Origin of the sequence: Mycolicibacter engbaekii, from assembly GCF_002101585.1 — a bacterium.
Lineage (GTDB): Bacteria > Actinomycetota > Actinomycetes > Mycobacteriales > Mycobacteriaceae > Mycobacterium > Mycobacterium engbaekii.
Genome location: NZ_LQOT01000031.1, coordinates 1 through 20,064 on the forward strand (window position 1 = coordinate 1; position 20,064 = coordinate 20,064).

Here is a 20,064-nt window from a genome sequence, read left to right on the forward strand (position 1 = left end):
TCGATCTTGCCGTCGAGCAGCACCACGTCGGCGGCGGTGTGGGCGGCGTCGCTGCCCTGGGCGACGATCCCGATGCCGACGGTGGCGGCCCGGATGGCGGCGGCGTCGTTGGCGCCGTCGCCGACCATGGCCGAGACCTTGCCGCTGCGTTCCAGGGCCTGCACCACCTGCACCTTGTTCGCCGGGGACATCCGGGCGAACACCACCCGCTCGGCCACCGCGCGTTCCTGCTCCTTGCCGGACAGGGACTCCCATTCGCTGCCGGTGATGACCTGCTCGGCGGTGAGCTGCAGGCCCATCTTGCGGGCGATCGCCCGGCCGGTGGTCGGGTGGTCGCCGGTGATCATCCGGACCGGGACCTGGCGGCGGTGCAGCTCGGCCAGCAGGCCGGCCGACCCGGCGCGCGGGGTGTCGGAGATTCCGACGAACCCGAGCAGTGTGAGCCCGTCGTCGCAGAGCTTCGTCAGGGCGTTCAACTGGGCGTCGGGGTCGTCGGCATCGGCCGACAGCGTCGCCAGTTGAGCGGGATCGAGCTCGCGTCGTGCCACCGCGAGCACCCGCAGCCCCTCGTCGGCCAACTGCTCCACCACCTCATCCATGCCGTCTGCGACATCGCCGCAGGCGGCGAGCAGCACTTCCGGTGCGCCCTTGATGGTCAGTTCGGTGCCGAACACCGAGGCCGCGAAGGGGCGCCCGGACCGGAACGGCAGATGGGCATCGGCGGGCTCGGCGGCGAGGGCACCGGGCACCGATTCGGCCGCCGCCACGATCGCGGCGTCGGTGGCGTCAACGTGGTTCTGCCCCTTCGCCGACGGCGTCGCACGTACCGCGCAGCGCAGCAACTCCTCGCGGGAGTGCTCGGCGACTGTGCGCACCTCGGTGACCTGCAGGCGGTTCTCGCTCAGCGTGCCGGTCTTGTCGAAGCAGACCACGTCGACTCGGCCCAGGGCTTCCACCGAGCGCGGAACGCGGACCAGGACACCGGATTTGGTGAGGCGATGCGCCGAGGCGTGCTGGGCGAGCGTCGCCACCACCGGCATGCCTTCGGGGACGGCCGCGACGGCGACCGAAACGCCCTGGCCCACCGCCTGCTGCAGCGGGGTGCGGCGCAGCACGCCGAGCGCGCTGACCAGTCCGCCGGCCACCATGCTCAGCGGCCATGTCCGATTGGTGATCTGGCCGAGCTGGTGTCCCAGCCCGATGTCGCTGTGCCGGCTGGTGACCAGGTCGGCGGCGCGCCGCACTTCGGTGTCGGGGCCGACCGCGGTCACCAGTGCCAGGCCGGTTCCGGCGGCCACGGTGGTGCCGGCGAAGAGCATGCAGCGGCGCTCGGCCACCTCGGCGCCGGGGGTGGCGTCGATCTGCTTGGTCACCGGCAGCGACTCACCGGTCAGCGAGGCCTCGTCGACCTCGAGCTTCTCCAGCTCGACCAGGCGGGCGTCGGCCGGCACCACGTCGTCGGGACCCACTTCGATCAGGTCGCCGCGCTGCAGTTGCTCGGGCAGCACCTGCACGCGGTCCCGGGTGCCGTCGGGGCGGATCGTGACTTTCCAGGCCGGCGGGATCTGGTGGGCCAGGAGGCGATTCAGGCGCAGCTCTGCGCTGAGCTGTTGGCCGGCGGCCAGGAAGGCGTTGCTGACCAGCACCGAGCCGACCAGCAATGCGTCGATCGGTGAGCCCAGGATGGCGGTGGCCGTGGCACCGAGCCCGAGTACCGGGGTCAGCGGGTCAGACAGTTCGTCGCGCACCGCATCGAGGAACTGCCACACGATGTTGCGCTGGGCGCTGTCGGCAGCGTCGGGTGCCGAGGTGGACTCCGACGATGCGGCCAAAGCGTTTCGAACCTGTTCGACGGACATGGCGTGCCACTCGTCGACGGGGACCGGCCGCGGCAACCGAGCGTTCACCACGTTGCGTGCCGACCAGTAGCCGGACATCAGGCCGGCTGCCGCGCCCAGGACCACCGGTTCGGGACCGTTGCCCCGCACGGTGGGAATCAGCAGCAGCGACCCCAGTGCCGAAGCACCGATGGACAGGTTCACCCCGCGGCGGCTGGCTTCCTTGGCCGCGGGCAGGGCATGCAGTATCCGCCAGACCCCGGCCAGGCCGTCGACGATCAGGTCCGCATCCAGCGGCTGAGGCTGGTCGTCGTCGGGCAGGATGCCCACGCCCAGATCGGCCGCCGACAGCGCCTGGGCGGCCGAGGAGGAGATCACCGCGACGCTGTGGCCGTCCTGCTGGTAGGTGCGCGCCGTGCGCAGCAGCGCGTCGCCGATCGAATCACCTGCCAGCGGGATGATTTCATCGAACGCGGGCCGCAACTCGCCCACACCGGCGGCGTCGTCGACGGTGACCGCCTGCACCTCGGCGCGCTGGGTCTGGGCCAGCGTCGCGACGGCCAGCGGATGCGGCGCAGGGGCGAACAGCGCCTCAGTCGCGCGACCCCTGCCGCGGGCGCTCCCGGGCACCGGGTGCCAACCCGGCTGCAGGTCGTCGTCGGCCAGCATCGCCTGGGCGCGCTCCCACACGGCCAGATCCTTCTCGCCGGCACCGCGAAGCCGCACCAGGCGCAATGACTCGCTGCGCAGCACCCGCGGATCGAGGATCACCACGTCGATCCGATCCAGGCGGCGCAGGCTGTCCGGGTCGATCTGCAGCGCCTCGTCCTTGTCGGCCAGCCCGCGGCCCAGAGTGGCCGCGAACGCTTCCTGGGTGGACCGGGCGGCTTTGGGCACGGTGGCCAATGCGGCGTTTCCGGCCAGGTTCGGGTCGCGACTGGCGATACCGGCCACGGTGGCACCGATCGCCTGAACCCAGGAGTTGCGCTGCAGGTGTTGTTCGATCTGCCCGGCCGGTGCTTCCGGCGTGCGCGCGTCCGACGGGCCCTCGGCGCGGGCGGCGGGACGGGTCAGGTGCGGTGCGCGCCGGGACCAGGCGCGGGTGTCGGCACGTGCCTCGACGGCCCGGAAGGTGTTGACCGCCAAGTCCACCGCGAGTATCGACGGTGCCACGGCCAGCGCGTTGGCGGCGGTGGAGGCCAGCCCCAGCGCCGTGTCGGCCGTGCGCTTGCCGATGCGTTCTTCGAGCAGCCGGCGCACCCGAGGCTGATGTTCCAGGGCGACGACGGCGCCCTGGACACTGGCGGGCAGGCGCGGGAACCGCAGGACTCGCCCGGCGAGTGCCATGCCCAGGCCGACGGCGGACAGCCCCGCCATGGCCGCATTGCCGACTGCGAGAAAGCCGTCGCCGGGTTCGGCGGCCGTGCGGGGCGCTGAAGCGTCGGCTTCGCCGGGGTTGTCGGGGATGAGGGAAATCGGCTGCAGGCCCGGTTCGACATCGTCGATCAGGGCAGGCATCGAGGGAGGCATCGGTCTCCTTGGCTGGGCGACCGAATCTGCGGCAAAAACCTGCGAAGCTTCGGTCGACATGGTCAATCGTCCGAAGGTCTCGCTCGCGGAATGACGTTGTCCGCTGAATGACCGGGCGGGCAGACCCGCCGTATTGACGACCATTCACATCCCGCCACCTGGCGGGTGGGAACTACTCCCCTTCGCGACCGAAGGTAGAGCCGGTAGGCAGCGGCCGGCTGAACAGTGCGCGGAATCGACTTGAAATTCCGGTGAATTGGGTTTAGGCACGCGCCGAGCGTGCGCCCAGGGCGAAAAACATGTGACGATCCCGCCCTTGACGCACACTCGGTGAGCGTCGTTACACGCCGGCCCGGACCTGCTGGGCCGCCTTGACCATGTTGGCCAGGGAAGCGGTCACCTCGTCGGGCCTGCGGGTCTTCAAGCCGCAGTCCGGGTTCACCCACAGACGCTGCGCGGGAACGGCGCCCAGTGCCTCGCGCAGCGACGAGGCCATCTCGTCAGCGCTGGGCACTCGCGGCGAGTGGATGTCGTAGACCCCGGGGCCGACTTCGTTGGCGAACCCGATCGCGTTGAGGTCGTCGAGCACCTCCATGTGCGAGCGCGCCGCCTCGATCGAGGTGACGTCGGCGTCCAGGTCGGCGATCGCGCCGATCACCTCACCGAACTCCGAGTAGCACAGGTGGGTGTGGATCTGGGTCGCATCCGAGACGCCTGAAGTCGCCAGCCGGAACGCGCCGACCGCCCACTCCAGGTAGGCCGCTTTGTCGGCGTCGCGCAACGGCAGCAGCTCGCGCAGGGCGGGCTCGTCGACCTGGATCACCGCGATACCGGCGGCCTCCAGGTCGAGCGTCTCCTCCCGGATCGCCAAGGCCACCTGGTAGGCGGTGTCGGCCAGCGGCTGGTCGTCGCGCACGAACGACCAGGCCAGGATGGTGACCGGGCCGGTGAGCATGCCCTTGACCGGCTTGTCGGTCAGCGACTGGGCGTAGGTCGCCCACTGCACCGTCATCGGCTTGGGCCGGGTGACGTCGCCGAACAGCACCGGCGGACGGACGCAGCGACTGCCGTAGGACTGCACCCAGCCGTTGCGGGTGGCGAAGAAGCCCTCCAGCTGCTCGGCGAAGTACTGCACCATGTCGTTGCGCTCCGGCTCGCCGTGCACCAGCACGTCGAGGCCCAGATCCTCCTGCAGCTTGATGACGGCAGCGACTTCGGCCTTCATCCGCTCGATGTACTGCTCCTGGTCGATCTCGCCGGCCGCCAGCGCCGCACGGGCCTTGCGGATCTCGACGGTCTGCGGGAACGAGCCGATGGTGGTGGTGGGCAGCGGCGGCAGGTGTAACCGCGCATCCTGGGCGGCGCGGCGTGCCTGCGCCGAACCGCGCCGGGTGCCGGCCGTCCTGATCTCGGCGATCTGCGCGCGCAGCGCCGCATTGTTCAGGCGGGGGTCGGACGTGCGGGAGGCGACCGCGGCGTCGGACGCGGCGATCTCCTGGGCCACGGCATCCGTGCCCTCGCGCAGGGCACGCGCCAGGGTGGCCACCTCGGTCACCTTCTCCGCGCCGAACGCCAGCCAGCTGCGCAGCGCGCCGTCCAATCCCGTCTCGGGCTCCAACGAGTACGGCACGTGCAGCGTCGAGCACGACGTCGATACCGCAACGGCCGCCGCGCTGCCCCGCAGCGACGCCAGGGTGGCCAGCGCGGCCCGCAGGTCGGCGCGCCAGATGTTGCGGCCGTCGACGATGCCGGCCACCAAGGTCTTGGATGCCAGCTCCGGCACCGGCGCCACGGTGCTCGGGCCGTAGACCAGGTCAACCCCGATGGCCTCGACCGGTGTGCGGGCCAGGGCGGGCAGCCCCGCTCCGGGGTCCCCGAAGTAGGTGGCCACGAAGATCGACGGCCGGTTGCTCAGCCCGCCGAGCCGGTTGTAGACCTGCTCGGCCAGCGCGGGCGCGTCGGCGCAGATGTCGGTCACCAGCACCGGCTCGTCGATCTGCACCCACTGCGCGCCGGCGTCGGCCAGCTTGCCCAGCAGCTCGGCGTAGACCTCGGTGAGCTCGTCCAGGCGGGAGATCGGCGGCGGCGCACCGTCGACGGCCTTGCTCAGCAGCAGGAAGGTGACCGGGCCGATGATCACCGGCCGGGCCACGTTTCCGCCGAAGCCCTGTTCGGTGGCCTCGGCGAGCTCGGCGAGCACCTTGGCGGGGTTGAGTGTGAACGTCGTGTCAGGGCCGATCTCGGCAACGATGTAGTGGTAGTTGGTGTCGAACCACTTCGTCATCTCCAGCGGCGCGATGTCCGAGGTGCCCCGGGCTGCGGCGAAGTAGCGGTCCAGTTCGTCGGTCACTCCGGCCACCCGGGCGGGGAGCGCACCCAGCAGCGCCGCGGTGTCGAGCATCTGGTCGTAGTAGGAGAACGTGTTCACCGGTACCGAGTCCAGGCCGGCGGCGGCCAGCTGAGCCCAGGTGTCGCGGCGCAGTTCGGCGGCCACGCGGCGCAGTTCGTCCTGGTCGATCCGGCCGGCCCAGTAACTTTCGGTGGCGCGCTTGAGTTCGCGTCGCGGTCCGATTCGCGGTGAGCCGACAACGGTGGCGGTAAAGGGTGCAGCGTTCACGAGTTGATCCTTCGATTGCAGGGTGGATCACCGCCGGCAGTTGTCCAGCCAATCCGGTTCCATGCAATTTAACGCAATAAAACCCTCAAAACCAGACGCCCATTCCGCGGGGCGATGATCCGCTGGGCGCGGCGCGCCCAACACAACAGGCAGGTATTCGGACTCGCAGGCACGCACCGAAGTGCTCCTAATGGCCGTCGCTTCCCAGTCGGTGGGCGAGCCCGTTGACCAGTGCTGTTGACGGCGGTCGTTCCTGCATACCGCTGCGGGACAGTCCCGGATTCTCACCGGGTTCCCTCTTGCGCCCGACGGAAAACCGCCGTGCGCTCGATGCCGAGACCGCCGTGAGGCGGTGTCGGCAAACCAGTTGCAGGACCGAGACTACTCGGCTCGACCGGCCGCGAGCGCCTGCGGGATCGGCGTGTGGCCGTCGTTGAAATCGATGGTGCGCCCGGTGGTCGACGCGTCGGCCAGGCAGGCCGCGATCACCCGCGCGACGTTGCCGCGCGACACCTCACCCTTGCCCGCACCGGGGCCCACGTCGATGCGGCCGGTCGGCTCCTCGAGCGTCAGCCGGCTCGGTCCCAGCACCGTCCAGTCCAGGTCGCTGGCGCGCAGGTGGGCATCGGCGGCGGCTTTGGCCTGCGCATAGGGAAAGAACGAGTTGTCTTCGGGAACACCGTGGTTGGGGCCGGCGCCGAAGTAGGAAACCATGATGAACCGCCGTACCCCGGCCTTGGCGGCGGCGTCGATGGTGCGGATGGCGGCGTCGCGGTCCACGGCGTAGGTCCGCGCCGGATTGCCGCCGCCGGCACCCGCGGAGAACACCACCGCGTCGTGACCGGCCAGCAGCTCGGCCAGCGCGTCGGTGTCGAGGTGCTCGATGTCAGCGACCACCGGGTGCGCCCCGGTCGCCGAGACCTCGTCAGCGTGCTCGGGGTTGCGGAACACCGAGGTGACCTCAGTAGAGGGCTCATCGGCCAGGATGCGGGCGAGCAGCAGGGCGACCTTGCCGTGGCCACCGATGATCAGGATGCGAGCCATGGGAGCGACGCTACCGGGCGCCGGGCCTACCGGCGGGAAGACTCAGCCGCCCGGACCGTTGGGCCATTTGAGCAGCGAGCCGGCGTCCACGCGGATGTGCTGGCCGGTGATGTAGCGCGCGTCGTCGCTGGCCAGGAACACTCCCAGATTGGCCATGTCCTCGGGCTCGACGTAGGGAATGGGCATGGCCTGAAACAGCGTGAACAGTGGCTCGGCGTCCTCGCGGGTGGCCTTCTTGCCCGCGGCGGTCAGGTCCGGGCGGAACATCGAGTACATGCCGTCGTTCTGCAACAGGTGGGTGTTGCAGTTGGTCGGGTGGATGGCGTTGACCCGGATCATCCGGGGCGCCAGATGCAGCGACATCTCATCGACGTACTCCATGACGATGCGCTTGCTCCACCCGTAGCCGGCGCCGCCGGGCCCCATGTTCGGGTTGTCGGTGGTTCCCCGGATCATGCCCGCGGTCGAGCCCGTGACGATGATGGATGCGCCGTCGGGAAGATGGGGAATGGCAACGGCCACAGTGTTCATCACGCCAAGCAGGTCCACGTCGGAGGCGTCGACGAACTGCATCGGGTCCGGCTTGCCCATCGCCATCGGCAGAATGCCCGCATTCGCGACCACAATGTCGACCCTGCCCAGATCCGCCAGGCCGGCTTCGAGCGCGTCGCGCAACTCGTGGCGCTCGCGCACGTCGGCGATCCGGGCGACCACTCGGCGCCCGAGCTCCTTGACCGCCCGCTCCGTCTCGGCGAGGTCGTCCGGGGTGGCCAGGGGGTAGGGGTTCGACTCGATCTGCCGGCAGATGTCCACTGCGATGATGTCGGCGCCCTCGCGGGCCATGGCAAGAGCGTGGGCGCGGCCCTGCCCGCGGGCAGCGCCGGTGATGAATGCGACCTTGCCGGTGAGCTTTCCAGGCATGGACCGAACCTATGCGACGGCCCGGGGTTAGGCAAGAGAAATCGGAACAAAACTTTGGTAGCACCCGCGGGTGCGCTACTGCGTCGCGTCGCGCCTCGCCGCCCCGCGCACCAGGGTGTCGCGAGCCAGCGTCAGTGCCGCACGGGTCCCTTGGTCCCGGACGATGTTCTCCGGCATCCACAGCAGGTCCATCACGCAGCGCGACAGCATCTCCATCGACGGGGTGTCGATGCGGATGTCGCCCGACCGGGTCCCTTCGGACAACAGGGTTTTGAGCTGTCGCAGCCGGGTGGTGAACGCCAGGCCGGGATTGGGAGTGTCCGGCGGGGAGTAGCGCATCCAGGCCAACTGGATCTTCCACTCGTCCGGGAACTGGTCCAGGGCGTTGATGTTGATCCAGCTCAGCGCGTCGAGCTTCTCTATCGGCGTCGCGTCAGAACGCAGCACGGCCGCGAATCCGCCCCCGGCCTTGGCGCCGAACGACGCCATGATCGATGCCAGCAGCTCGTCCTTGGACCCGATCAGACGGTAAACCGTGCCGGTTCCCATGCCAGCCGCCGAAGCGATGTCGCGGACCGTGGTGACCTCGTAGCCCTTACTGCCGAACTCGGCACGCGCCACCGCCCGAATGTGCGCGGCCTTGTCGTTGCCCTCCGCGGGGTCGTCTTCGGTCCAGGTCTTGATCGCCTCTTCGGCGGCGACGAAAGCCGGGGAGTGGTCCAGCTCCTCATCGCTGTGTTCTCGAGCGGCCAAGCCCTGCAACATGATGCGGCTGAGCAGCGTGGCGGTCTGGTCGGCGGCCGCCTTGTGCCGGATGACGTCGAGCCCCACGTGCATCATCGACTGAGATATCCGGTCGGCGAGCGTCGGCAGGTCGATGTCGGGCCTGATGTAACCGCTCCACCGGGCGGCCCGCAACGTCGCCAGCATGGCCTGCTGCGCGCTGGTCGGCGGCTCCTGGAGCAGCTTGACCAGTTCGGGGTTCGCGCTGGGCGCCTCGTAGAACGACATCTGCAGGGCGGCGCGATGTGCAACGGCGCACCGCGCGATCGCCGACCCCAAGTCGGCAATGGCCTCGGCGCCGGGCTGGGGGCCGAGCTCGTCGAGCTGGGCATGCGCGGTCTCGCCGAGGCGCTCGAGGTCGGCGTGGTAGCGCCGGACCAACTCGACCAGGATGGCCTCTTTGGAGTCGAAGTGGTGGTACAGGCTGCCGGGCAGAATGCCCGCCGCGTCGGCGATCTCCTGCAGCGACGTCCGCAGGCCCGACGATGCGATCAGGTCGGCGGCGGTCTGGAGGATCTCGGTGCGGCGGGTACCGTCGTCATAGCCTCCGGTTCGGTTCGCAGAAGATGACGCTTCGGCTGGCTTTCGGCGCCCCACCGCACCTCCACTGCTCCCGTGATCAGCTGGGACCGACCCGAGCCCTGACGACCGAATATTTGGTTGAAACGCTACCAGAATGCCGCCCTGCCGCCGCGCAGTTGGGCCGGTCCGGGATCAGGCTCCGGTGGGCAGCTTGGCGGCCAGATCCAGGACGGTGACGGTATCGGTGCCCGTCTTCTTCAGCCGCTGCGACGAGCGATAGCCGAGGTCCACGTCAGGTGACTGCGCCCGCAGGGCGCCGACGGTGACCTGCTCTCGCGGCAGGTGCCCGAACATGTCAAAGGAGAAGAGGCGCAGGGCGTTCTGGTGGGTGATCTTGTCGATCTCGTCGTCGGGCAGCCCCGCCAGGTAGCCGGTCAGCGATTCCGGTGCCAGCGGCCAGGTGGAGTCCGAGTGCGGGTAGTCGCATTCCCAGGTGATCATGTCCAGGTTGAGTTTGTGCCGGTTCTCGATGCCGAACCCGTCGTCGATGAAGCAGGTCACGATCCGCTCCAGGAAGACCTCGCTGGGCAACTTGTCGCCGAAGTCCTGGTGGGTCCAGGCGCGGTGCATCTTGTACACCCGGTCGACGCGCTCCAGAAAGTAGGGAATCCAGCCGATCCCGCCTTCGGACAGCGCGAACGTCAGGTCGGGGAACTTCCGCAGTGTGGGTGACCAGACCAGGTCCGCCGCCGCGTTGACGATGCTCATCGGCTGCAGCGTGATCATGGTGTCCACCGGTGCGTCGACGGATGTGATCACCACCGACGACGACGAACCGATGTGCAGACACACCACGGTGTTCTCGTCACTACAGGCCTGCCAGAACGGATCCCAGTGCGGGTCGTGTAGCGAGGGGTAGCCGAGTTTGGTCGGGTTCTCCGAGAAGGTGACCGCGTGGCAGCCCTTTTTGGCCACCCGCCGCACCTCCTCGGCCATCAGGTTCGGGTCCCAGATCGGCGGCAGCGCCAACGGGATCATCCGGCCCGGATAGGCGCCGCACCATTCGTCGATATGCCAGTCGTTGTAGGCCCGCAGCACCGCCAGTCCCAGGTCCTTGTCCTGGGCGCGGGCGAAGTACTGCCCGCAGAACTGCGGGTAGGACGGGAAGTTCATCGCGGCGGCAACGCCGTTGGCGTTCATGTCGCGAATGCGTTCGTGGATGTTGTAGCACCCTTCGCGGATCTCGCTGAGCTTGGTCGGTTCCGCACCGTACTCGTCGGGTGGGCGGCCGGCCACCGCGTTGAGGCCGACGTTGGTGGCCTCTTGCCCCTCGAACACCCAGGCGTCCGTGCCGTCGGCGCGCTGGATCAGCTGGGGGACAGCGTCCTTGTACTTGTCCGGGATGTGGCCGTCGAACATGTCGGGCGGCTCGACCAGGTGGTCGTCGACGGAGACGAGGACGAAGTCGTCCATGTTCATGCGGGCTCCTTGTGGTGGGTGCCTCAGCGGTGTCGCCCGTCCGACTCTACGGCGGAACAGATATTTGGTCAACGAGTCCGGTCGTCGGCGATGGCCGCGAACTCGGGCGCGATCAGGTCCTGCACCTCGGCCCAGGGCACGGTGATCACCATGAGGCCGCGACCGAACTGCACCTCGGGGATCTGCAGCGCAAGGCCTTCGGGAGTCGGCACCCAGTACTTGAAATTGACGTCGACAGGCGCGAATTGGCCGGAGCGCCGCCAGTCCCGCAGTTGCGTCGGCGAGGCCACGGCGGCCAGCTGCGCCTCGGTCCGCTCACCGAGCCGGGACAGGCCGGCCGTCTTGTCGGCAAACAGCCTGTCCCATGTGATGACGCTTCCGTCACGCGCATCGCAGACCACCGTGCCCACGGTCTGCATCGGCATGTGCGGCTCGGCGGTGTTGTAGGACCCGACGAAAACTTCTGAGACGGTCGTGGCCCGCACGTCGATGGTCCCGGTGGCGTCAAAAGTCCACGGCCGTCTCGTCGACCCATCCCAGGTCGCTTGGGTGACTTCGCGGTGCGCCTCGGCGTCGATGTGATCGTTGATGACCTGGGCCAGCGGGGAATCGCCGTCGTCGAGGCGCTGATAGTGCACCGTCCAGGTGCCCAGCCCATCCGGGCTGGAACCGGAGATCGTCGTTTCGGCGGGCACCGCCCGGGCCACGCCGGCCACGACGGCGGCGTGCAGGGCCAGCAGCATGAGCAGCCCGCGCATACGGCGTGCGGCGGACACTATTTGAGCTCCACGCGGCTGGCCAGCCATCGTCCGCCGATCCGTTCCATGGTCATCGCGACCCGGCTGCGGTCGATCCGGGCCGATGGATTGGCGACGTTGGTGATCGCCTGGTCCACGAAGAGCAGCACCTCGACCTTGTTCCTGGTCGCCGACTTGACCGCGGCGTCCAGGACAATCCCTTTGCTCATCACCTTGTTGTCGATCAGCACCTGACGCAGCCGCGCCGCGGACTGGCTGTAGGAGTCTTTGAACCCTCCTGTGGCACCGTCGATCACGCCGGCGAAGCTGTCGTCGACGCTGGCCGAGTCGATGCTGGTCAGCGCCTCGGCATAACTGCGGGCGGAGTTCAGCGCGGCCTCACCCGCGGCGCTGACGGCCCGGTGCTGGGCGTAGTGCCAGCCGAAGAATCCCAGCGCCGCCAGGGCCGCACCGCAGATACCGATACCAGCGATGTGCGCCGCGCGGCGCGAGCGCGGCACCGACTCCGGCGGCGTGGCCTGCTTGTCGTCGACGGCCACCTCCGCGGGTTCGGCAGCGGCGTCTTCTTCGGAGGTCTGTGCCGTCATGCTCGGATCTTTCGTCACGGTTGCGGGTCGGGTGGCAGGAGCATGTCCATCGGTACACCACCGAAGAGGGTGGGCAGGGTGAGCGGGTCGGGCGGAACCGGATCCGCCTGGGTATGCGGGTCGACGCCGGGGGGCGGCCCCGCGGTGTCGTCGCCGGGCGGACGCGGAGCGTTACGGGCGCCGCGCACCAGAACGGCAGGATCGGGATTGGCACAGTAGGTGTACAGATACGGTTCGGGATAGTTCGGGATGGCCGGCGGCAGCGGCGGCAACCCGTAGTCGCAGCTGTACCGGGGATAGAGATCCGTGATCACCCAGACCGCATCGTCGTACACCACACTGCTCAACGCCTCCACCGCGGAGCCACCGCGACTGGAGTTGACGATCTCGTTCAGCGCGGGCAGCCGCGCGTGCGACAGTTGGGCGGTGGTGACGAGGTTGCCCAGCATCGCAACCATGGTGTCGGAGTTGTCGTCGATGATGCCGTCCAGCATGGTGAAAGGACGCGCACCGCGGTCGGCCAGGATGCGGAATCCGCCGTCCATCGCCCGGGCTCCCCGCACGATGGCGCCCAGGTTCTCGGCGGTTCGTGCCATGCCGGGGTTGGTGTCGACGAGGGTGGCCAGCACGGTCCGGCTGGTGCGCAGCACACTGACCGTCTCGGGCAGCACCGATTCGAGAGTGGTGATCAGGAATGCCCCGCCGTCGAGCAGGGCAGCGAGCTTGGCCGGTCCCTGGTTCGACACCCGCAGTTCGGTGGTGATGGCGGCCAGTTTCTCCGGATCCACCTGAGCCAGCAGCCCGTTCGCGTGGGCCAGCAGCGCAGCCAGCGATACCGGCACCGTGGTGTGGTCCTCGTCGATCACCGCACCGTCGGCCAGGTCCGGCCCGCCGGGCTGCTCCGGAGCGAAGTCCAGGTACTGCTCGCCGGCGGCGGACAGCGCCGAGACCCGCACCCGGCTGTTCTGCGGCACGCGCCGGCGGCTGTCGATTTCCAGGGTTGCCACCACACCGGTATCTGCCAGTGCCACCGAGCTGACCCTGCCGATCCGCACCCCGCGCAGGGTGACGTCCTGGTTGGGCAACAGCCCACCGGACTCACGCAGGTGGACTTCGACGGCGATGGTCGAACGCAGGGGGCTGATGCCCAGCGTGCCGCCGACGATGTAGAGCAGGACGACGGCCAGGGTCACCGCGATGCCCGCCACCGATACGGCGACGCGATGGGCGCGCAGCGTCTTGACCGACCCGACCAGCAGGCCCGCCGGACGTTCCAGGAGATGCGCGACTCGGTTCGTCATCGTGGCAGATGTTCGGGCCCGTAGATGCGGCTCAACAACAGGTTCCACTCATAGCGCAGGCTGCCGATCATGGCGTGCCAGTCGGTGCCGTCGGGACCGTGGATACCCGGGTCGCCGGGATAGTTCTTGTCGGGCAATGCCCCCAGCGCCAGCTGGGTGACGATCCCGACGGCGTGGATGTCGGGTCCGCTGGTGATGTGCGTGATCCCCGAGATCATCCGGTTCCAGATGTTCATATTCAGCTGCGGGTCGATGGAGATCTGGTTGAAGACGTCCGAGAGGCGGTTGAGATCGCCGATGGTGCTGCGCGTGTCGGTGCCCTGCATGGAGGGAAAGCGGTTGAGCTGGGTCGTGACGCGACCGGCCGCGGAAACCAGGTCTGCGATGGTGGTGGCGTTGTCGGCGAGGGTCTGCGTCGCGGGCGCTGCCGCTGCCAGCACCGTATTGAGGCTGTCGCGGCGGGCCGAGAGCGTGGCGGCCAGTTCGGAGGTGCTGCGCAATGCCTTGTCGATCTGCGCCGAGCGGCCGTTGAGCCGGTCCAGCAACGCGCTGGAGTTGTGCAGCAGCCCGGCCACCTTTTCGCCGCGGCCGCCCATCGCCGAACCGGCTCCGTTGACGGTGGAGACCAGCCGGCGAATTGCACCTCCGTTGACCAGCAGGGCTGCCGAGCCGAGCACGTCTTCGATGGTCGAGGCCGATGTCGTGTGGTCGGCGGCGATGGCGTCGCCGTCCCGCAGCCGTTCCGGGTGTGCCGAAGGATTCGGCCCGCGTCGCATGGCGATGAAGATGTCGCCCAGCGGAGTGGCCGAGCGCAGCTCGGCGACGGTATCGGTGTACAGCGCGGCCTCAGCGCTGATCTTCATCCGCACCAGGGCGGAGAAGTCGCGGGCCGCAATGGATTCCACTTCGCCGATATCGGCACCGTTGAGTTTGACCTTGGCCTTCACGGGCAGGTTCAACGCATTGTCGAACACCGCCGTCAGGGTGATGTCTCCGGCGACCCGCCCCGGCGCCGGCAGCGGAATGCTGGCCAGGCCGCCCGCGCAGCCCACCAGGGTGACTGCCAGCCCGGCGGTGATCGCCGATCGAGCCAGGTGGCCGACAGCGCGGGCGAGGGGGCGTCGCATCATCTGCCGACTCCCGCCATGTGTTCGAGCAGACCGGTCATGCCCTCCACGAAGAACGTCGTGCCGAACTCGGGCGCATTGTCGGCGACCGTCCCCGTGGCACAGCCCAGGTCTTTGATCCCGGCAAGGTTGCAGATCTCCTTGGCCATCTGACCGTTGAGCATGAGCTTGTCGAGCGTGGGATGGATTCGCAGGGCGCGACCGCTGGGATCGACAGCGTTGTAGATGTTGGTGCCCACCAGGGGCAGCACGTCAAGGATCTCCTCGAGCTGACGCCGGTTCTCGGTGAGCGTGGTCGTCAGGGCGCCGAAGTCTCCGACAACGCCCTTGATGGTGCCGCGATTGCGCTCCAGCAGCGCCGCCGCCTGGTCGAGGATCTGGTTGGCCTTGGCCCCGGTCCTGCCGGCGCCCAGGTTCTCCGCGGCGACAACGTCGCTCAGAGCCCGGACGTTGGCCCCGAATTCCCGTATCGCGGTGTCGTTGTCGGCTGCGGCCTGGCTCAAGTCGGCGAGGCTGGCGGTGATCGACGCAATGGACTGGCGCGTGGCGGCACCGTTGTCGGAGCTCAAGCGCAAGGCCTGCGAGAGTTGATCGAGTGCGGCCTTGATGTCGGGTCCGCTGCCGGAGGAGATCTTGGCCCCGATCCCGATCAGATTGGCCAGCGGACCGCGGCCCTGGCCGCCGTCCCCATCCAGCGCCTGGGAGAGCTTGTCGGCCATGGCCAGCGTGCGATCGAACTCGACCGGTGTCCTGGTGCGGGGCAGACCCACGACATCGCCGTCGCGCAGCTTGGGCCCGCCACTGTAGGGCGGGGTCAGTTCGACATGGCGGTCGGTCAGGATCGAGGTGGCGACCGTGACCGCCTGGACGTCGGCGGGAATGTCGACGTTGCGGTCGATGACGAGCTTCACCTCGACGTAGCTGTCCTTGGGGTTGATCTCGGTGACCTTGCCGATCGGCATGCCGAGCACGGAGACGGCATTGCCCTCATAGAGCCCGACGGCCTCCTCGAACTGCGCCGTCACGGTCATGGCGTGGGCCGGCCGGCCTGAGCCGTGCCACCAGAGGATGCCGGCGACGGCCAGCAGGGCCGCGGCGGCTGCGACCGGGATTCGCCAGGTATGACGGCTCATCGGGGCAGCCTCGCCGGATCCGGTGGCGGCCAACCCGGGAACGGATCCGCGGCAGGCTGGCAATCGGTGAAATACTGCGCCAGGCCGAATTGCTTGCCACGCCCGCTGAGTGCACACATCCAGGAATCGATGAGCACCCCGGCCGGCAGGTTGATGTCGAGGGCGGTTCCACTACCGCTGGCGTTGGCGAGATTGCGGAAGGCCACCGGCATCACTTGGAGCGTGTTGCGGACCAGCGCGTCGTGGCTCGCGGCCATCCCCGCGAACTGCGCCATGTTGGCCAACAGCTCGTTGATGGCGGGTTCGTCGTCGAAGAGCGTCTTCAAGGTGTCGACCAGTGCCGTGAGGCCGTCGAGCAGTCGGTGCAGTGACGCCTGCCGGGCGTTGATGGTCCGGAGAAGGTCGGCGCCCTGGATCACCAGGGCGCCCAGATCGGCTTTCTGGTCCCGGATCACGCCGGTGAGGGTGTCGACGTTGTGCAGCAGGGAGCCGATCTGGTCGCGTCGTGCCGCGATCACGGTGGCCAGGGATCGGACATTGCGCAATGCCTCGGGCAACGCCTCGGGTACGCCGGAAAGGCCGTTGCTCAGTTCGGCCATGGACTCGGCGATGCGCTCGGCGTCCACCTGCTCGAAGGTGGTGGTCGCGTCTGCCAGCGTGGCCTGCAGGTTGTAGGGCACCGAGGTGTTCGCCAATGCGATGGTGCGCGAGGGCAGTTCGCCGTCTCCGGCCGGCGACAGCTCCACGTAGCGCCGTCCCAGCAGGGTGGTCAGTTTGATCGCGGCGCGTGACGCGTCGCCGATCCGTACGCCGTTGCCGACGGTGAACCTCACCGTCACGTGGTCGCCGGAGAGCGCGACGTTCTTGACGGTGCCGACTTCGATTCCCGCGACGGTGACCTGGTCACCGGGCCTGAGCTGGGCGGCTTGGGCGAACTGTGCCTGATAGTCGCTGCGGCCTACCGACAGCTTGCCGAAACCGACGATGGTCGCGATGACCAGGGTCAGGACCGCCACCGAGGCGGTGCCCAGCCAGACCGGGTGGTAGGCCTCGATGGGGCGCTTGAGTCTCAGCGGCATCAGGTGCCTACCTGCAGATCGGGGAGTGTTGGACGACATTTCCCGGCGAGGCGAGTTTGACCGTACCCGGGATCACCCGGCCCAGGAACGCGAACACCGTGGCGTTGATGTCGCAGATGTAGCCGTCGATGTAGCTGCCGCTCTGCGTTGCCCGGGCCAACCCTTTGAGCACCAGCACCAGGTTGGCGCCGTAGTAGGCGAAGCGGTCGTGCCCCTCGCCGGTCAGATGGCCGACGAATCCCGGTTCCCGCAAAAGAAATTCTTGGAGCTGGGGATAGACCGCATCCAGCAGGACCGACAATCGATCCGTTGCCTGGGTGATCGAGCCGGTCGATGCCATCAGCTCGTCGCGCCGGCCGGCCAGGGTCGACAAGGAGCCCCGGGCGTTCTCGATGACGGTGTGCAGCGAGCGGTCTTGGCGAGCCAGGATCGCCGTGACCTCGTCGAGGTCGGCGATCACCTCGCCGAGGATCTGGTCGGGGCCTGCGAAGGATTCGGCCAGTGCGGAGGTCTGACTGATCAAGGTCACCAACGACGCGGAATCGCCTTGCAGGGCGGCGATGATGCCGCTGGTGAGATTGTCCACCTGCTGCGGGCTCAACAGCGTGAACAGCGGCTCGAATCCATTGAGCAGATGGGAGATGTCGAACGACGGGCTGGTGCGTTCCAGGGGGATGCTCGCCCGATCCGGGAGCAGGGTGTGCGAGGGCGCGGTGCCCGGGGACAGTCCGAGGTAACGCTGCCCGATGATGTTCTGATACGTCACCGATGCGGTGGTGTCGTCGTAGACGGGCTGCGTCTTCGGTACCCGGAAGGTGACCTTGGCGAGGTTGCCGACCAGTTCGACTTTGTCGACGCGCCCCACCCGTACCCCCGCGGTGCGCACATCGTCGCCGCTGTGCAGCCCGGAGACGTCGGTGAACATCGCGATGTAGCTGTTGGTCGGCCCGGCGACTTCGCGCCGAAGCGTGACGTAGACCAGCCACGTCGCGGTGACGGACAGCACCAGGAACAGGCTCAGTCCCACCGATGCCTTGCGGTGTCTCATGGGGTACCGCCGCGGCTCGCCGTCAGCCGAATCGTGTTCCCGCGCAACAGCGGCGCCAAAAGGACTTCGGCAGCGGTGCTGGCCTGATCGCCCATGACGGCCTTCACCTGTTCCTTCTCCCTGGTGCTGCCGACCGGTCCGACGTTGCCGCCGATCACCGCCGACTGGGGCTGCGCCGGCGCCGGGGGATCGGGGAGCGTGGCGGGCGGCTCGGTCCCCCCGGCCGCCGGCGGCAGCACCGAGCCGCGGGGCGGTGCGAAGTTTGGCCGGTTCTCGGTGATGCCGGGAGGCATGGGGAAGCCGCGGGACCCCAGCGCGGGAGCTAAGGCGGGCGCCGTCGGGACCTCGGGAGCGGTGAAGCAACTGGGACCGGCCATGTCGCCATAGCGCGGGCAGTCGGCGCGCACGTAGGTGCGGGTGGGGTTCAAGGAGATGACCGCCTTGGCCACCAGCTGGTTCGTGTCGTAGTTCCAGGAGACGTCCATGACCTTGCCGACCAGCGTCGTCAGGCGACTGGCAATCCCGTGCAAGGTCTCGGCGTGGTCCCCGAGCACCCCCAGAACCGGGGTGAGCTTCGTGGAGATGTCGATCATCCGGTCGGTGTTGTGCTCGAAGGCGTCGCCGAGCACGCCGGTCGTGGCGAGCCCGGCAGACAGCAGAGTCACCAACTCCGAGCGCTTTTCGGCGAAGGTGCGCATTGGCACCACCGCGTCGTCGAGGGCGTCGAGCAGCTCCGGCGCGGCCCGGCCCAACGCGGCGGTGGCCTCGGACAGTGCCGAGAGGGTCGATGGGCCCATCGCGTCGCCGGTGATGACGGCGTTGAGCTCGTCGACGATCTCGTTCAGATCGCGGCCGGCGCGCTGCAGGCGTTCGCCGCGGCCGCTGGTGGCCTGGCCCACCGCGGTGAGCCATCCGACACCGTCCGCGGTGGGCTGGCGGCCCACCGCGGCGAGCACGTGGCGAAACGTGTTCAGCGTGGTCTGGAACAGCACGGTGGGCAACGTGTGGTCCTCGGCGATCACCGTGCCGGGCCGGACCGGGACCGAACGCGTGCCGTTGTCGACCAGCTGGACCGACGACACGGCGAAGACGTTCGACGGCACCACGCGGGCGGTGACCGTGGCGGGAATGCCGGGAGCGTGCGTCCGGTACAGGTCGATGCGGACGACATTGGGGCGGCCGGCCGTCGCGGGCGTGACCGCGGAGACGAATCCGACCAGCATGCCGCGGAACTTCACGTCGGACTTGACCGGCAGTCCGTCGCCGACATTGGTCAGTTCGGCGGTGACCCGGACGGACTGTTGCAGAGCGCCCTGAGATTGCGCGATCAGCAGCGTCACCGTGATCGCCGTGAGCGCCAGCAGGGCCAGTCCGGTGACGAACAGCCGAAGGTTGGAGGGGCCGCGGTCGCCTACGTCGAAAGAGTTCCCCATGATCACCCGCCGAACCGTGCGCCGGCGTTGACGCCCCACATCGCCATGGTCAGCAGGGCGTTGACAATGATCACCACCGTGATGGTGGCCCGCATCGCGTGGCCGGCGGCGACCCCGACGCCCTGCGGACCACCCGAGGCGAAATAGCCGTAGTAACACTGGATCACCGCGGCGAAGAAGATGAAGATGATCCCTTTGAACGTCGCGTAGACGACATCGCGCCCGCTGCTGAACAGGGCGAAGTAATGTCCGTAGGTACCCGCGGAGGTGTCCGCGATGACTCCGACGACCACCTGTGCGGAAAGGTACGCCGCGGCAAGGCAGACCAGGAACAGCGGAACGGCAGCGACCACCGATGCCGCCACCCGGGTGGTGACCAGGTAGGGGATCGGCTTGATCGCCAGCGCGTCCATGGCGTCGATCTCTTCGGCGATGCGCATGGCGCCCAATTGCGCGGTGAACCGGCAGCCGGCCTGGGTGGTGAAAGCGATGGCGATCATCACCGGCACCAGCTCGCGGGTCGAGCCCCACGACGACAACAGGCCGGTCGCCGGCCCCAGCCCCAACAGGTTCAGCGCGTTGTAACCCTCGATGGCCAACAGTGCACCGGCGGTGATCCCGAGCACGACGGATACGCCCATAGTTCCGCCGCCCACCACGAGTGCGCCGTTGCCCCAGGCGATGTCGGAGAGGTTGCGGGTGAACTCGCGGCGGTAGCGGGCCAGCATCACCGGGACGGCCAGCAGCACCCGGCAGATGAAGTCCAGCATGTGGCCGGCTTTGGCGATGGGCAGCCACACCACCTCCGCGGCGCGAAGGGCGTGCTGCACAACGCTGGGGCGGTAGACGGCGACGACCATGACC

At 68.6% G+C, this 20,064-nt stretch carries 15 protein-coding genes and 1 riboswitch; all 15 genes read right to left on the reverse strand.

The window, feature by feature from the left end:
• On the reverse strand, positions 1 to 3,368 hold a 3,368-nt coding region (locus AWC02_RS08545), incomplete at its 3' end, for an HAD-IC family P-type ATPase (protein WP_085128506.1).
• Between the two features lie 340 nt (positions 3,369 to 3,708).
• On the reverse strand, positions 3,709 to 6,006 hold the full coding sequence (gene metE / locus AWC02_RS08550) for a 5-methyltetrahydropteroyltriglutamate--homocysteine S-methyltransferase (protein ID WP_419179229.1): 2,298 nt from the start codon (positions 6,004 to 6,006) through the stop codon (positions 3,709 to 3,711).
• A gap of 110 nt (positions 6,007 to 6,116) precedes the next feature.
• A riboswitch (cobalamin riboswitch) is annotated at positions 6,117 to 6,343 on the reverse strand.
• 23 nt (positions 6,344 to 6,366) lie between these two features.
• Entirely contained in the window at positions 6,367 to 7,029 is a 663-nt protein-coding gene (locus AWC02_RS08555) for an SDR family oxidoreductase (RefSeq protein WP_085128363.1), read from the reverse strand.
• A 42-nt stretch (positions 7,030 to 7,071) separates the two neighbouring features.
• Positions 7,072 to 7,950 carry a mycofactocin-coupled SDR family oxidoreductase gene (locus tag AWC02_RS08560; RefSeq protein WP_085128364.1) on the reverse strand — a complete coding sequence of 293 codons (879 nt, stop codon included), beginning with the start codon at positions 7,948 to 7,950 and terminating at the stop codon, positions 7,072 to 7,074.
• A gap of 75 nt (positions 7,951 to 8,025) precedes the next feature.
• Entirely contained in the window at positions 8,026 to 9,330 is a 1,305-nt protein-coding gene (locus AWC02_RS08565; RefSeq protein ID WP_085128365.1) for a TetR/AcrR family transcriptional regulator, read from the reverse strand.
• Between the two features lie 117 nt (positions 9,331 to 9,447).
• Positions 9,448 to 10,734: an amidohydrolase family protein gene (locus AWC02_RS08570; RefSeq protein WP_085128366.1), complete on the reverse strand. Its 1,287-nt coding sequence runs from the start codon at positions 10,732 to 10,734 to the stop codon at positions 9,448 to 9,450.
• A 68-nt stretch (positions 10,735 to 10,802) separates the two neighbouring features.
• Complete coding sequence (locus tag AWC02_RS08575; protein WP_237160392.1) at positions 10,803 to 11,510, reverse strand: DUF3298 domain-containing protein; 708 nt, start codon at positions 11,508 to 11,510, stop codon at positions 10,803 to 10,805.
• A complete protein-coding gene (locus AWC02_RS08580) occupies positions 11,510 to 12,079 on the reverse strand; it encodes a hypothetical protein (RefSeq protein ID WP_085128508.1) in 570 nt (189 codons plus the stop codon). Before AWC02_RS08580 ends, AWC02_RS08575 begins: the two co-directional genes overlap by 1 nt.
• A gap of 14 nt (positions 12,080 to 12,093) precedes the next feature.
• Positions 12,094 to 13,380 (reverse strand): MlaD family protein, encoded by a 1,287-nt coding sequence (locus tag AWC02_RS08585; RefSeq protein WP_085128367.1) that lies wholly within the window; start codon positions 13,378 to 13,380, stop codon positions 12,094 to 12,096.
• Positions 13,377 to 14,510, reverse strand: a complete 1,134-nt coding sequence (locus AWC02_RS08590; RefSeq protein ID WP_237160393.1) for an MCE family protein — start codon at positions 14,508 to 14,510, stop codon at positions 13,377 to 13,379. Before AWC02_RS08590 ends, AWC02_RS08585 begins: the two co-directional genes overlap by 4 nt.
• Complete coding sequence (locus AWC02_RS08595) at positions 14,507 to 15,640, reverse strand: MlaD family protein (protein WP_085128510.1); 1,134 nt, start codon at positions 15,638 to 15,640, stop codon at positions 14,507 to 14,509. The genes AWC02_RS08590 and AWC02_RS08595 overlap by 4 nt, the downstream gene beginning before the upstream one ends.
• The gene (locus tag AWC02_RS08600; protein WP_085128368.1) at positions 15,637 to 16,719 is read right to left on the reverse strand and encodes an MCE family protein; all 1,083 of its coding nucleotides are present in this window, start codon (positions 16,717 to 16,719) and stop codon (positions 15,637 to 15,639) included. Before AWC02_RS08600 ends, AWC02_RS08595 begins: the two co-directional genes overlap by 4 nt.
• A gap of 7 nt (positions 16,720 to 16,726) precedes the next feature.
• Positions 16,727 to 17,767: an MCE family protein gene (locus AWC02_RS08605; protein ID WP_085128369.1), complete on the reverse strand. Its 1,041-nt coding sequence runs from the start codon at positions 17,765 to 17,767 to the stop codon at positions 16,727 to 16,729.
• Complete coding sequence (locus tag AWC02_RS08610; protein WP_237160394.1) at positions 17,764 to 19,239, reverse strand: MlaD family protein; 1,476 nt, start codon at positions 19,237 to 19,239, stop codon at positions 17,764 to 17,766. Before AWC02_RS08610 ends, AWC02_RS08605 begins: the two co-directional genes overlap by 4 nt.
• Entirely contained in the window at positions 19,203 to 20,060 is an 858-nt protein-coding gene (locus AWC02_RS08615; RefSeq protein WP_085128370.1) for an ABC transporter permease, read from the reverse strand. The genes AWC02_RS08610 and AWC02_RS08615 overlap by 37 nt, the downstream gene beginning before the upstream one ends.
• Between the last annotated feature and the right edge of the window lie 4 nt (positions 20,061 to 20,064).